14 protein-coding genes and 1 pseudogene are annotated in these 13,357 nt (G+C 67.4%); 5 read left to right on the forward strand and 10 right to left on the reverse strand.

The window, feature by feature from the left end; all coding sequences use genetic code 11:
- Positions 1 to 148: 148 nt before the first annotated feature.
- A pseudogene (locus tag FOE78_RS24785) lies at positions 149 to 223 on the forward strand (hypothetical protein); the annotation flags it as partial.
- Positions 224 to 252: 29 nt separating this feature from the next.
- On the forward strand, positions 253 to 486 hold the full coding sequence (locus FOE78_RS24145) for a VOC family protein (protein ID WP_228266141.1): 234 nt from the start codon (positions 253 to 255) through the stop codon (positions 484 to 486).
- Positions 487 to 516: 30 nt separating this feature from the next.
- Here FOE78_RS24145 and FOE78_RS10300 read toward each other — a convergent pair whose 3' ends face one another.
- On the reverse strand, positions 517 to 2,040 hold the full coding sequence (locus tag FOE78_RS10300) for a CehA/McbA family metallohydrolase (protein ID WP_168207672.1): 1,524 nt from the start codon (positions 2,038 to 2,040) through the stop codon (positions 517 to 519).
- A gap of 136 nt (positions 2,041 to 2,176) precedes the next feature.
- Entirely contained in the window at positions 2,177 to 3,442 is a 1,266-nt protein-coding gene (locus FOE78_RS10305) for an MFS transporter (protein ID WP_143986204.1), read from the reverse strand.
- A 72-nt stretch (positions 3,443 to 3,514) separates the two neighbouring features.
- Here FOE78_RS10305 and FOE78_RS10310 point away from each other — a divergent pair, with 72 nt between their 5' ends.
- On the forward strand, positions 3,515 to 4,201 hold the full coding sequence (locus FOE78_RS10310; RefSeq protein WP_143988722.1) for a YggS family pyridoxal phosphate-dependent enzyme: 687 nt from the start codon (positions 3,515 to 3,517) through the stop codon (positions 4,199 to 4,201).
- A 47-nt stretch (positions 4,202 to 4,248) separates the two neighbouring features.
- Here FOE78_RS10310 and FOE78_RS10315 read toward each other — a convergent pair whose 3' ends face one another.
- From FOE78_RS10315 to FOE78_RS10340, 6 genes are all read right to left on the reverse strand, one after another.
- Positions 4,249 to 5,013: an ABC transporter permease gene (locus FOE78_RS10315; protein ID WP_143986205.1), complete on the reverse strand. Its 765-nt coding sequence runs from the start codon at positions 5,011 to 5,013 to the stop codon at positions 4,249 to 4,251.
- Positions 5,013 to 5,849, reverse strand: a complete 837-nt coding sequence (locus tag FOE78_RS10320; protein ID WP_143986206.1) for an ABC transporter ATP-binding protein — start codon at positions 5,847 to 5,849, stop codon at positions 5,013 to 5,015. The genes FOE78_RS10315 and FOE78_RS10320 overlap by 1 nt, the downstream gene beginning before the upstream one ends.
- Positions 5,846 to 6,220: a DUF1048 domain-containing protein gene (locus FOE78_RS10325; protein ID WP_210414914.1), complete on the reverse strand. Its 375-nt coding sequence runs from the start codon at positions 6,218 to 6,220 to the stop codon at positions 5,846 to 5,848. Before FOE78_RS10325 ends, FOE78_RS10320 begins: the two co-directional genes overlap by 4 nt.
- Positions 6,217 to 6,567 (reverse strand): PadR family transcriptional regulator, encoded by a 351-nt coding sequence (locus FOE78_RS10330; protein WP_143986207.1) that lies wholly within the window; start codon positions 6,565 to 6,567, stop codon positions 6,217 to 6,219. Before FOE78_RS10330 ends, FOE78_RS10325 begins: the two co-directional genes overlap by 4 nt.
- An 88-nt stretch (positions 6,568 to 6,655) precedes the next feature.
- Entirely contained in the window at positions 6,656 to 8,272 is a 1,617-nt protein-coding gene (locus tag FOE78_RS10335) for a S9 family peptidase (RefSeq protein ID WP_143986208.1), read from the reverse strand.
- A gap of 243 nt (positions 8,273 to 8,515) precedes the next feature.
- The gene (locus FOE78_RS10340) at positions 8,516 to 8,740 is read right to left on the reverse strand and encodes a hypothetical protein (protein ID WP_143986209.1); all 225 of its coding nucleotides are present in this window, start codon (positions 8,738 to 8,740) and stop codon (positions 8,516 to 8,518) included.
- 198 nt (positions 8,741 to 8,938) lie between these two features.
- Between FOE78_RS10340 and FOE78_RS10345 the strand changes: the two genes are divergently transcribed.
- Together FOE78_RS10345 and FOE78_RS10350 are read left to right on the forward strand one after the other, a co-directional pair.
- Entirely contained in the window at positions 8,939 to 9,436 is a 498-nt protein-coding gene (locus FOE78_RS10345; protein WP_143986210.1) for a DUF3145 domain-containing protein, read from the forward strand.
- Positions 9,437 to 9,495: 59 nt separating this feature from the next.
- Positions 9,496 to 11,298, forward strand: coding sequence for a gamma-glutamyltransferase family protein (locus FOE78_RS10350; RefSeq protein ID WP_143986211.1), 1,803 nt, complete (start codon positions 9,496 to 9,498; stop codon positions 11,296 to 11,298).
- Positions 11,299 to 11,357: 59 nt separating this feature from the next.
- Here the strand turns inward: FOE78_RS10350 and def are convergent, their stop codons facing one another.
- Together def and FOE78_RS10360 are read right to left on the reverse strand one after the other, a co-directional pair.
- Positions 11,358 to 11,876: a peptide deformylase gene (def, locus tag FOE78_RS10355; RefSeq protein WP_266095032.1), complete on the reverse strand. Its 519-nt coding sequence runs from the start codon at positions 11,874 to 11,876 to the stop codon at positions 11,358 to 11,360.
- 113 nt (positions 11,877 to 11,989) lie between these two features.
- Positions 11,990 to 13,318 carry an amidohydrolase gene (locus tag FOE78_RS10360; RefSeq protein WP_228266143.1) on the reverse strand — a complete coding sequence of 443 codons (1,329 nt, stop codon included), beginning with the start codon at positions 13,316 to 13,318 and terminating at the stop codon, positions 11,990 to 11,992.
- Between the last annotated feature and the right edge of the window lie 39 nt (positions 13,319 to 13,357).

Here is a 13,357-nt window from a genome sequence, read left to right on the forward strand (position 1 = left end):
GGAACGCTACCGGAGTGGATTGTCCGTCGTGCTGCCGCATCCGCATTCGGCAGCACGGAGCGCGATCGGTCGCGCCGGTGCCACGATGTCGCTCATGGTCCTGCCGAACTCCGGCCCCGCTGGGCTGTTGCGGATGGTCGACGCCGTCATGATCGCCGTACCGGATCTGAACGCGGGGCTGGCGTTCTACCGCGACCGGCTCGGCCACCAACTGTTGTGGCGGAACGATTCCATCGGTCAGGCCGGGCTGCGATGTCCCGACTCGGCCACCGAGATCGTGCTGTCGACCCGGCTGCCCGCCGAGCCGAACTGGCTGGTCGAGTCCGCGGACGACGCGGCGAAGTTGATCATCATGGCGGTCGGTCGATCAGTCCGCCGGTGGACATTCCGGTCGGCCGAGTCGCCGTGGTGGCCGATCCGTTCGGGAATCGCCTGGTGCTGCCGAGCAAGGGCCGGTACGACCCCGGCGGCGAGGTCCGCGGATGACCACGCCAGGTCGAGAGTCCGGGCTGCCGATCAGCCGAGGAAGATCGGGTTGGTCATTGCGGCCATCGGGCCGAAGGGGAGCGGGACGCCCGCCGGCAGCGGATGCCGGACCTCCAGGCGTACGTAGGCCGACAGCGACGCGGTGGTCTGCCAGGTGACTTCGGCGGAGCCGGCGTCGTCGATCGGTACGGCCTGCAGCTCGCCCTGGTCGGTGACCAGCCGGATCCGCCCGTTCGGTACGCCGCTGACCCGGGCGCTGACGGTGATCACGGCCTGACGATCGGTCGGCAGCCGCTCGCCGATGCCGGCCGGCGCGCCGTCGGCTCGAGCAATGAAGTCAAGATCAACATCGCCGGACTCGGCGATCCAGCTCCGGCCGGCCGTGATCGCCTCGGTGATCGCCGACGAACTCAACTCGGCTGCCTGGACAACGGTTCGCGGCAGTCCGATCACGTCGGGATCGGCATGCGCATCGCTGTTGCCCATGGCCGGCAGCCAGCGATCACGATCGCCGGCAACCAGCAGGTTGTCCCAGGTCGCGACCGCGCACTCGTTGTGGATGCCCCAGGGACCGTTCCACACCTCGACCGCATCCACCGCGGCGTACCCGAATTTCCAGAAGCAGCCGATGCAACCACCGTACGGATGCGCCGCGACCGCGATCCCGCCAAGATCATGAATCCGGTCGGCGATCTGTCCGAGTTGATCATCGATCGCGCGGAACCGCCAGTCCACCCAGCTGCCGGGTTCGATGCCGAGCGCCAGCAGATGTCCGTTGCGGGTGGTCACCTCCTCGCCGGTGATGATCAACAGGTCGTCGCCGGCCAGCGCGCCCCAGACGGGATGTGCCGCCGGCGTGTTGTGTTCGGTGCTGATCATGAAGTCCAGTCCGCCGGCTCGGGCGAGCTCGGCGACCCGCTCCGGCGTACGACGCCCGTCGGAGTAGATGCTGTGCACGTGCGAATCGCCGCGATACCAGCCGGGACCGCGGCCGCCGATGCGTTGTGGCGGCGGAGCGCTGCGCCGGGGCAGCACCGCCGGCTCGCCGTCGGTGCCGACGGCCGCAACAACCTCGTCGGTCGAGTCAGAACCGAAGCCGATCGCCACTCGTACGGTGAATCCCAGCCCTTCGCTGCTCACCGTGTACGGCGCCAGCGCGACGTGCCAGGTGCCCCCGGGTACGGGCCCGGGCAGGTAGCCGGGAGTGGCGGAGTTCTCGCTGATCATGAACCCGGTCCGGGCACCACCCGACCAGCCGCGGAATCCCTCGCCGCCGAACTCGATCCCGCGTGGATCGAACACCCCGAGATCGCAGGCATTACCCACTGCACCGTCGACGACCTCGGGTCGGTGATAGCTGTAGGAAGCGGCGATCGCGCTGACCCCGTCCGGGACGACGACCGGCAGGTAGACCCAGTCCGGTGCACCCGGCTGGAGGCGTCCGGTGATGATCTGGGTCAGCGTGCGGCGCGGAGCGCCGCCGTCGAATCGGATGGTGCCCGGCGCACCGCCGTCGAATCGGATCGTGTGCGGCCAGATCCCGTCCTGCTGCATCGTCACGACCGCCGAGCGTAGAGGACGGTCGCCATCCAGACGGACGGACCCTGAGATCGAGGCGCCGGACGGCGGATCCGCGTCCACGGACGCCGTTTCGGCCGACCTGGGCCTCGATCTCAGGATCGGCGTCGGGTCAGCGATCGTTGCGGACGGCAAGTCCCGGCGGTTGCGGGTGGATCGCCAGCCGCCAGGCGGCGGGCAACGCGGCCAGCATCAGCAGCCCGAGCACGATCACCCCGGGCACAAAGCCGGCTTGGGTGGCGATGAAGCCGAGCAGAGTGGAGCCGATCGCGGTGCCCGAGTCGAAGCCGATGTTCCAGACGGCGCTGGCGGTGTCGGTTCGCGACCGGTCGACCTGCTGGAAGGCCGACAGCAGGGTCAGATTCTGCAGGGCACCGTAGGCGCAGCCGACCAGTCCGAGACCGATCAGCAGGACGGCGACGTTCGACCGGTGCAGCGACACCGCCAGCAGAACCATCCCGATCGCGCCGAGGACGAGCAGGGGGATCATCAGCCGTCCGGCGCCCCGGCGGTCGGCGACCCCGCCGATCAACCACCGGGTGAGCGCACCGATCCCGTTCAGCACGAGCAGCCCGATCGAGGCCAAAAAGCCCGAACGCGGCCAGCCGGCGCCGGAGACCAGCTGCGGCAGAAACGTGATCAGTGCGCCGCCGGCGAGAGTCACGGACAACAGCACCCCGGCCGGCAGCATCAGCCGCAGCACGTCCTGGCGGCGTCGGCCGTTCGACGGGCGAGTCGTCGGCTGTCGTGGGGCGGCGCGGTGGCTGCGGACGATCCGGCCGAGGACGACGGCCGCGGGGATGCCGAGCAGCGGCATCGCCCCGGCCACGAAGACGGGTGTGAAGCCGACCGCGTCGACCACCAGCACACTCAACGGCAGAAAGATCAGGTTGGGCACCGCGATGCCCAGCCCGTACGCGCCGATCGCGGCACCACGCCGGGCCGGCGGCGCAAGGTCGGCGACCACCGCACTCCCGGTCACGGTCAGGATGCCGAAGCCGATCCCGCGTACCGCGGACAGCGCCAACACCGGCGCCAGATCCGAGGACAGTGCGAAGCCGAACGACGGCAGGCCGAGCGCGATCAAGCCGGCCGACAACACCACGGCGTGACCGAAGCGGCGGAGCAGCCGGGGCACGAAGGTCTGCGTGATCACCGTGGTGATCAACAGTGAGCTGGTGACCAGGCCCGAGCCGGTTTCGGTCGCACCGCCGCGGACCACCCACAGCGGTACCACCGACATCAGGGTGGCGAAGCCGCCGAATCCCATCACCGTCATGCCGACCAGCGGCAACAGCCCGGGCAGTCGCCAGACCGACTCCGCCGGTTGAGCCGACTGCTCCGGTTGAGGGTGCTGGGCCGGCGACGGGTGACTCATGACCGGGCCAGCATAGGGACTCCTCCGGAACCACTCGTCTAGGCTGCCGGCGTGGTGACGGCGGCTGAACAAATGGCGGAGAATCTCTCCCGAGTACGGGCTGCGATCGACCGGGCCTGCGATCGGGCCAACCGGGATCCCTCCGAGGTCCGGCTGCTGCCGGTTTCCAAGACCCAGCCGACCGAGAAGATCCTGGCCGCGTACGAGGCCGGGGTGCGGATCTTCGGCGAGAACCGGGTGCAGGAGGCGGCCGGCAAGGCCGCCGAGCTCGCTGCTCACGCCGACCTGCGCTGGGCGATGATCGGACATCTGCAGACCAACAAGGCCAAGGACGTGGCGGCCTTCGCCGACGAATTCCAAGCCTTGGACAGCTTCCGGCTGGCCGAGACCCTGGACCACCGGTTGCAGCAGGCGGACCGCAGCCTGGACGTCTTCATCGAGGTCAACACCAGCGGCGAGACCAGCAAGAACGGCTTGCCGCCGGGAGAGGTGGCCGAGCTGGCGATCGCCCTGCAGCAGTTCGATCGGCTGCGGCCGCGCGGGCTGATGACGATCGCGGCCAACACCGATGATCAAGATCAGGTCGCGGCCTGCTTCCGTACCATGATCGAGGTGCGCCGGCAACTTCAGGACGACGACCGGATCGACGCTGACTACGGCGAACTGTCGATGGGCATGTCCGGGGACTTCGAGCTGGCTGTCGAACACGGCGCCACCACCGTGCGGGTCGGCACCGCGATCTTCGGGACCCGCCGATAACCCCTTTTCTGCAAGGGATTACCGGCGGGTCCGAATGACTCCGGCGGTCAGCTGATCTTGCGACGGTAGAGCATGATCGAGATCGCGTAGGCGAAGATCAGAATCCCGACCAGCCAGGCCAGTGCGATCCAGATGTCGTTGCCGATCGGCTGCTGCGCGAACAGGGCTCGGATCGTGTTCACGATCGAGGTCACCGGCTGGTGCTCGGCGAACCAGGCGACCGGGCCCGGCATCGACGTGGTCGGCACGAACGCGGAGCTGATGAACGGCAGGAAGATCAACGGATAGCTGAACGCGCTCGCTCCGTCGACGGTCTTGGCCGACAAGCCGGCGATCACCGCGATCCAGGTCAGCGCCAGGGTGAACAAGATCAAGATCCCGGCCACCGCCAACCAGGCGCCGATCGAGGCACCGGTGCGGAATCCCATGATGAACGCGACACCGATCACGATCGCCAGCGAGACGAGGTTGGACACCAGCGAGGTGAGCACATGGGCCCACAGCACACTCGACCTGGCGATCGGCATCGACTGGAAGCGTTCGAAGATGCCGCCCTGCAGATCGAGAAAGAGCCGATAGGCGGTGTACGCGATGCCCGAGGCGATGGTGATCAACAGGATGCCGGGCAGCATGTAGTCGATGTAGGCGGTCTTGCTGCCGGTGGTGATCGCACCGCCGAGCACGTACACGAAGAGCAGCATCAACGCGATCGGGGTGATCGCGGTGGTGATGATGGTGTCCGGGCTGCGCAGGATGTGACGCAGCGACCGACCGGTGAGGACACCGGTGTCGGCGACGACTTGGGTGGTCATCAGGACTCCTTTCCGGTGGTCGCGACCTCTGAGGCGTTTTCGGCGGACGGTGTCGAGTCGCCGTCCGTGTCGGATCGGTCACCGATCAGGGCCAGGAAGACTTCCTCCAACGTCGGCTGCTTCTCCACGTATTCGATCTTGGTCGGCGGCAGCAGTTGCTTGAGCTCGGCCAGAGTGCCGTTCTGGATGATCGTGCCCTGGTGCAGGATCGCGATCCGGTCGGCGAGTTGTTCGGCCTCGTCCAGATACTGCGTGGTCAGCAGCACGGTGGTGCCACCGTCGGCGAGCTGGCGAATCGTCTGCCAGACTTCCTTGCGGGCTTGGGGATCCAGCCCGGTGGTCGGTTCGTCGAGGAAGATCACCGGCGGATTTCCGATCAGGCTCATCGCGATGTCGAGCCGACGCCGCATGCCGCCGGAGTAGGTCGACGCCTTCCGGTTGGCCGCGTCGGTGAGCGAGAAGCGGGTGAGCAGGTCGTCGGCGATCGCGTCGGGCTGCTTGAGGTGCCGCAGCCGGGCGACCAAGATCAGATTCTCCCGTCCGGTGAGCACTTCGTCGACGGCGGCGAACTGTCCGGTCAGGCTGATCGACTCCCGCACCTGCAGCGGTTGTCCGGCGACGTCGTACGACTCGATGGTCGCGGTGCCGTCGTCGGCCTTCAGCAGGGTGGACAGAATCCGTACCAGGGTTGTCTTTCCGGCCCCGTTCGAGCCGAGCAGGGCGAAGATGCTGCCGCGGGCGACGTCGAAGTCGACTCCGCGCAGGACCTGTACGTCCTTGAACGACTTGACGATGCCTCGTACCCGGATCGCGGATTCCTGTACTGCACTGGTCATGGTTGTTTCCCCTCTTTCTCGGCGCGCTCCATGGCGTCGTTCAGCCGGCGCTGTTCCTTGCGCAGGAAGGAGCTCAGCCCGTAGTTGCTCTTGAAGGTCTCGACGAACTCCACCGGGTCCTCGCCGACGATCGACCGCACCGGGGTGCCGTCGGCCGCTGCTCGTTCGAACAGGTCGGCGAGGTCGTCGACCATCTGCACCAGGTGTTCGCCGTCGGCCGGGCCGGTGTACATCAGGTAGCGTTCGACGCCCTCGACCGCGGTGCGATAGCTGGGCGGGAGTTGCCGTACCCGCGCCTTGTAGGCCCGCCAGCGCTTCTTGTCGTCCAGTGAGCCGGTGATCGTCTCGATCCAACGTGCGGCCATGGTCATTCTCCGTTTCCTTGGGTGTCTGTGATCTGTTGGCGGAGCTGTTCGATGCGTTCGGAGAGGAAGCTCCACGTCCCCCAGAACTCGTTCAGGTATTCGCTGCCTTGAGCGTTCAGCGAATAGACCTTGCGCGGCGGCCCCTTGGCGGACGGGACCTTCTCCACGTCCACCAGGCCGCGCTGTTCGATCCGGACCAGCAGGGCATAGATCGTGCCCTCGGCGATGTCGGTGAACCCCTGGTCCCGCAACCACGCGGTGATCTCGTACCCGTAGGCGGATCGGCCGGCGAGGATCGCCAGCACGATGCCCTCCAAGGTGCCCTTGAGCATCTCGGTTGCTTGCTTGCCCACCGGACCCTCCTTGCTACTCAGTGTCGGTGACTACCGGTACATAGTAAGCACGAGTACCGGTAGTTAGCAACACCGAATAGCGAAGAGGTCAGAGATTCTCGATCTTCAGCTCGGGCAGGCGATCTGCCGGGGTGAAACCGAAGACGCGGCCGAGGAAGGACAAGCACGCCTGCTGAGCGGCGATGATGTTCTCCGCCGCGCGAAAGCCGTGACCCTCTCCGTCGTACATGATCAACGCGACCGGCAGGCCCTTTCCCCGGGCTGCCGCGGCGAAGGTCTCGGCCTGATTCGGCGGCACGACTTTGTCCTCGCTGCCCTGCAGCAGCAGGATCGGTGCGTCGAGTTGATCAACGTGGTTGATCGGGGAGCGGTCGGCATAGACCGCCGCCTCGGCCGGATAGGCGCCGATCAACGACTCCGGGTAGCGCGACTCGAATTTGTGGGTATCGGCGACCAGTGCGGTCAGGTCTCCGATGCCGTAGCGGCTGATCCCCGCGGAGAACACGTCGGTGCTGGTCAGCGCGCGCAGCGTGGTGTAACCACCCGCACTGCTGCCCTGGATCGCCAGCCGGCGCGGGTCGACCCGGCCCTGCTCGGCCATCGCCCGGGCGCCGGCGGCGCAGTCGGCGACGTCGACGAGACCCCAGGCACGATGCAGGCGTTCGCGGTAGCGGCGACCGTAGCCGGTACTGCCGCCGTAGTTGACATCCAGTACGGCGATGCCACGGCTGGTCCAGAACTGGACCTCCGGGTCGTAGACCGGGGTGCTGCCGCCGGTCGGTCCGCCGTGCGACACGGTGATCATCGGCGGACGCTCCGTTGTCATCGTCTCGTGATCATGATCGTCGTGATCACGGCCGTCGTGATCATGATCGTCGTGATCACGGCCGTCGTGATCATGATCGTCGTGATCATTGCGCGGTGGGTAGAACCAGCCGTGCACCGGGCCGAGGTCGGATTCCCACTGCACCGCTTCGGCGAGCGAGACGAGCCCGGGCTCGGGTGGCTGGTCGCTGCTGCTGCGGATCACCCGGCGCTCGCCGTCCGGCCGGGCCGGGTGAATCGGATCGGATTCGTTCAGGTCGATCACGACCAGCTCGGCCGGACGGTTCGGATAGCCGAGCCGGGTGACCAGCTGTTTTCCGTTGCTGGACAGGGATCCCACCGCAACGGCGCCGGTCTCGATCTCGTCCAGCGTGCCGGATGCCAGATCGAGGATGCCGAGGTGTTCGCGATTGCCGGCGTTCCAGCTGCAGGCGATCCGGTCGGCGTCCATGATCACGTACGGCTGATCTCCGAGCACCCACTGCGGGCCGGCGAACTCGGCCGGCATCGGCTGCAGCGCGGTGATCGTCTCACCGGTGCGCCGATAGAGGTTCCACCAGTCGGTGCGATCCGAGACGAAGATCAGCGAACCGTCCGGCATCCAGCGCGGCACCGAGACCGACTCGCCGACCCCTCCGGCAATCTTGGTCGGCGTCATTGGCCCGGCAACACCCGGGTCCAGGTCGATGTTGCCGGCCGCATCTCGAGGCAGCGTCGCGGTCATCAGCCGGGTCGAGTCCCACGGCATGTTCGGGTGATCCCACTCGATCCAGGCCAGTCGGCCGTCCGCGCTGACCTCGGGGGAGGCGTAGAAGTCGGCGCCGGCGCAGAGCACACGATCGGCGACCTCGGGGCCGTCGGTGAGCCGGCGCGCGATCACCGCGTTGGCCGGTTCATGATCATCTTCGCGATGATCTTGACGGACCGCGATCAGCAGGTCTCTCTCGGCATCGATCCACAGGGCGCCGTAGCGCAGCCGTTGATCATCGGTCAGCCGGCGCGGCTCCGGCTCGCCGGCCGAGATCAGGTGGAGGCGGTTGTCGGCGAAGTCGGAGAAGACGACCCGGCTCCGATCCGGGGCGGAGTCGGCCGAACTGCCGCCGACCGCGAACGCGCCACCGCCCTACTCGTGCACCCGGCTGCGGACGTTGTACGGCGCCGGCGTCAGTTCGACCTCGACGTCGCCGCGGCGGCGCCACAGGCTGACCCGGCCGCCGTCGGTCGGACTGGCCTGCAGCCAGTAGAGATCGGCACCAGCGAAGATCGCGGCGCCCAGGCCCAGCGACTGTTCGGCCAGCGACTCGGCGGTGATCGGCGACGGCCAGGATCCGTACGGCAGCATCCGCACAGTTAACCGTGCCCGGCGGTGAGCGGTCGCGTAGGCGGCCGAAAAAGCCGAGCAAGCTGTGAATCCTGTGGCGGATGGTGCAAAATAGGGCCCGTCGGTTCGGCCGGCTCGCCTGATCAGCAGGGGATCTGAGGATGTCGGGGAAGGCAGCCCTCAGGTGGTTGCCTTGCTGGTCAGCACAGCTGGGAAGGATCGACCATGAGTACGACCCGTGGTGTCTTGTACATCCACTCCACGCCGTCGGCGCTGTGCCCGCACATCGAGTGGGCAGTCGGCGGCGTATTCGGCATGCCCGTACGGCTGGACTGGATCGCCCAACCCGCAGAACGTTCCGCCTATCGGACCGAATACTCCTGGGCCGGCCCGGTCGGCACCGCAGCCAAGCTCACCAGCGCCCTCAGGGGCTGGCAGCGGATCCGCTTCGAGGCGACCGAGGAACGCACGACCGCCAGCGAGGCCGAGCGCTACTCGTACACCCCCGAGCTCGGCGTCTTCCACGCGAACACCGGCCTGCACGGCGACATCATGATCAGCGAGGACCGGATCAAGAAGGCGATGGTCACCGCCGCGCTCGGCGGCAGGGACCTGGTCGAAGCTCTGGACGAGTTGCTCGGCGCCCCGTGGGACGCCGAGTTGGAACCGTTCCGCTACGCCGGCGACGGCACCCCCGTCCGCTGGCTGCATGAGGTGGTCTGACAGCGTGAGGACGCGTTATAGCGCGTTGCCGCGTGCCTCGTCGGGATAGGGTGCTGCGCGTGTTCACCACGCGACCTGAACTCGTCGGCACCTTCGGCATGGTGACCAGCACGCACTGGCTGGCCAGTCAGTCCGGGATGGCGGTGCTCGAGGCGGGGGGCAACGCCTTCGATGCGGCCGTCGCAACAGGATTCGTCTTGCAGGTGGTCGAACCGCACCTGAACGGTCCCGGCGGCGACCTGCCGTTGATCATGAAACGCAGCGGCGAGGAACCGCTGGTGTTGTGCGGTCAGGGCGTTGCGCCGGCCGCTGCCAGCATCGAACACTTCCGTGATCTCGGACTGGCCGGTGTGCCCGGTACGGGGTTGCTCGCCACCTGCGTGCCCGGCTCGACCGTGGCCTGGCTGACCCTGCTTCGTGATCATGGAACGCTCTGGCCGGAGCAGGTTCTGCAGTACGCGATCGGCTACGCAGAGTCCGGGCATCCGGTGTTGGAGCGAGCGGTGGCGGTGATCAACACCATGGCCGACCACTTCCGCCGGAACTGGCCGACGTCGGCCGAGACCTGGCTGCCGGCGCCCGAACCTGGACGGCTGCAGACCAACCCGGTGCTGGCCCGGACCTATCGTCGGCTGGTCGCCGAGTCGTCGGCGGGACAGAGCCGGGAAGCTGCCTGCGAGCTGGCGATCAAGGCTTGGAGTGAAGGGTTCGTGGCCGAGGCGATCGACGCGTTCGCCAGGCATCCTGCTATGGACTCCTCCGGTACGGAGCATGCCGGCGTGATCACCGGAGACGATCTTGCTCGGTGGCGTCCCGGCTACGAGCAGCCGATGTCCTACAGCTGCCACGGGCAAACGATCTTCAAGTCTCGCGGCTGGGCACAGAGCCCGGTCTTCCTGGAGACCCTCGCGATCATGGACCCGCTGCTGGGTGACGTGTTCGGCGCCGGGGCGAGCTGGCGCGGCTTCGGGGCCGACCAGGTCCATCTGGTGCTGGAGGCGCAGAAGCTGGCCTTCGCCGATCGCGATGCCTGGTACGGCGACGCGCCCGGTCATCCGGATCTGTCCGGGCTGTTCGACCGGGACTTCCTCGCGGGTCGCCGATCGTTGATCAGCGAGCTGGCGTCCGATGATCTTCGCCCCGGCCGATTGAACGGGATGATGCCGCGGTTGCCCGACTTCGGCGGCGTACGGGATGGGGCCGACGGCGGCGGCGAGCCCACCGTCGTACGCGATCTGGGTGACACCGCCAAGGTCCGCAGCGACGGCCGCACCGCCGGCGACACCTGCCATCTGGACATCGTCGACCGCTGGGGCAACGTGGTCTCCGCGACGCCGAGCGGCGGCTGGCTGCAGTCCTCGCCGACGGTTCCCGGGCTGGGATTCTGTCTGGGCAGCCGATTGCAGATGACCTGGCTGGAGCCCGGGCTGCCGTCCTCGCTCGCGCCCGGCCGGCGGCCTCGTACCACGTTGAGCCCGGGGATGGCGATCGCGGACGACGGCGTGGTGACCGCGTTCGGCACACCCGGTGGAGATCAACAGGATCAATGGGCGTTGGTGTTCTGGCTCGCGCACACCCTCGGCGGGATGGACCTGCAGGCCGCCATCGATCAGCCGACCTTCAACATCAAGTCCATGATCAGCTCGTTCGAACCGCGGATCCCGTATCCCGGCGTGGTCGAGGTGGAGGGCCGGCTCCCGGGCGAGGTGATCACCGGACTGCGGCAACGCGGCCACCGGGTCGAGGTGCAGCCGGACTGGAGTTTGAGCCGGATGACCGCGGCCAGCTACGACCCGAACACCAAGATCATCAAGGCTGCTGCCAACCCCCGAGGCATGCAGGGATACGCCGTAGGCCGCTGACCCAGCCGACTTGTCAGAAGGTAGTTGGCCTATAACCCAACTACCTTCTGACAAGTCGGCTAGAGGGTGCCGAGTTTCGGGGAGGCGGGCCAGTCGGCGGGGTAGCGGGAGGCCAGGTCGCGGTGCTGGGCGTAGAGCTTCTTGCGGGCGCGGGAGGCGAGCCGATCGCCGAACACGGTGCCGTTCAGATGATCGGTCTCGTGTTGCAGACAGCGGGCGAAGTAGCCGTGGCCCTCGACGGTGATGTCGTTGCCGAAGGCGTCCTGCCCGGAGCAGGTGGCGAAGTCCGGACGAGCCAACTCCATGTACGCGCCCGGTAGCGACAGACAGCCCTCGTCGACGTAGTCGAGCTGGCGATCCTTGCCCTCCGGCAGCGTGATCTCCGGGTTGCAGAAGACGCCGATATGTCGTCGCCGGTCCTCGTCCGGGCAGTCGTAGACGAACAGAGCAAGATCAACACCGACCTGCGGAGCGGCCAGCCCGACGCCGTCGGCTGCCTCCATGGTGGCGAACATGTCCCGGATCAGGGTGTGCAGCTCGGCGTCGTACCGGGTCACCGGCTGCGACACCCGGTGCATCACCGGCTCGCCCCAGCGGGTGATCGGCAGCACGGTGCCGCCGGTGATCAGGTCCGACACACTGGTGGCCGAACCGGTCGAATCATCCTTGCGCTGTGGGGTTTCCTGCTCGCTCACCGTCGTGCTCTCCTGGACTTCCTGGCTGCTGCGTCATCGGGAGCCGAGACGTCCCGGCGCAGAAGCGTATACGGGTCGGCGGTCACGCCGATGCCCTGATCGTGATCGAACTCGTACACCGGCCGGCCGTCGACGATCACCTGCTCGGCTCGGCTCATGATGTCCAGCGGATCGCCGCTCCAGATCACCACGTCCCCGTCCTTGCCGACCTCCAGGGACCCGACCCGGTCGTCCAGCCCGAGCATCTCGGCCGGGTTGATGGTCAGTGCCCGCAGCGCCGTGTCCCGATCCAGGCCGTCCTTGACCGACAGAATCGCTTGGTAGACAAGGAAGTTGATCGGCACCACGGGGTGGTCCGTGGTGATCGCGATCTTCACTCCGGCCTCGGCCAACAGGCCGGGATTGCGCAGGTGCCGCTGGTTCACCTCGACCTTGCTGCGGGAGGTGAACAGCGGGCCGATGATCACCGGAATGTCCTTCTCGGCCAGCACATCGGCGATCAGATGACCCTCGGTGCCGTGATTGATCACCAGCCGGTAGCCGAACTCCTCCGACAGCCGGATCGCGGTCGCGATGTCGTCGGCCCGATGGGTGTGCTGGCACCACGGGACCTCGCCGGCCAGCACCTCGGCCAGGATCTCGTAGTTGGAGTCACGGGTGAACGGCTTGCCGTCGGTCTCGGCCTGCTCCCGGCGGACGAGATAGTCCTGGGTGGCGATGAACGCGTCCCGGATCACCGAGGCCACGCCCAGCCGAGTGGACGGTGTCTGCTTCTTGTCCCCGTACACCCGCTTGGGATTCTCGCCCAACGCCGACTTCACGCTGACCGGTTGCTTGATCAACATCTCGTCGACGATCCGGCCCCAGGTCTTGACCGCGACCGTCTGACCGCCGATCGGATTGCCGGATCCGGGCTTGATCACTACCGAGGTGACGCCTCCGGACAGCGCGTCGCGGAAGCCTTCGTCGGCGGGGTTGATCGCGTCCAGCGCGCGGAACCGTGCACCGACCGGATCGGTCATCTCGTTGGTGTCGTTGCCGGCCCAGCCGTTGCCTTCCTCGTGTACGCCGACGTGGCCGTGCGATTCCAGGAAGCCGGGCAGCACCCACTTCCCGGTTGCGTCGATCACCGTGGTGTCGGCACCGATCTTGACCGAGGTGCCGACAGCAGCGATCTTGCCGTCCTTGATCAACACCCGGCCGCCGTCGACAGCCGGGCCGTTCACCGGCACCACCCGGCCGCCGACGATGGCGACACTCTCGCCGAGGCGGTCGTCGCCCTGCACGGCCGGTCGGGCGTCACGTCTGCGGGATGCTTTGGCCACGGTTGCTCCTGAATTGTTGATCATGGACGTTGCACGGAC

This window comes from Microlunatus elymi (assembly GCF_007362775.1).
GTDB lineage: Bacteria > Actinomycetota > Actinomycetes > Propionibacteriales > Propionibacteriaceae > Microlunatus > Microlunatus elymi.